Source organism: Psychrobacillus antarcticus, from assembly GCF_029533155.1.
In the GTDB taxonomy this organism is placed as follows: domain Bacteria; phylum Bacillota; class Bacilli; order Bacillales_A; family Planococcaceae; genus Psychrobacillus; species Psychrobacillus antarcticus.
The window spans coordinates 1-297 of record NZ_JAIZDB010000080.1; the positions used below are offsets into that span (position 1 = coordinate 1).

At 33.3% G+C, this 297-nt stretch carries 1 protein-coding gene; it reads right to left on the minus strand.

All coding sequences use genetic code 11. The features are described from left to right. Positions 1-39: 39 nt before the first annotated feature. Positions 40-159: a non-canonical purine NTP pyrophosphatase gene (locus tag LDK52_RS19975; protein ID WP_407081843.1), complete on the minus strand. Its 120-nt coding sequence runs from the start codon at positions 157-159 to the stop codon at positions 40-42. Between the last annotated feature and the right edge of the window lie 138 nt (positions 160-297).

The following is a 297-nucleotide window of genomic DNA, read 5'->3' on the forward strand; positions in this document are numbered from 1 at the left end:
TCACTCATAATTAATAACTTCATTTCCCACACCTATCCTTCAGAAAATTAAATCTTCCAAAACCAAAGAAAGTTTTTTAATAGCATTACCTCGATGAGAAATAGCTCCCTTTTGCTCTGCAGTTAGTTCTGCCATCATTTTTAGTTCAATTGGTAGCACTATGTGTATCACTCATAATTAATAACTTCATTTCCCACACCTATCCTTCAGAAAATTAAATCTTCCAAAACCAAAGAAAGTTTTTTAATAGCATTACCTCGATGAGAAATAGCTCCCTTTTGCTCTGCAGTTAGTTCT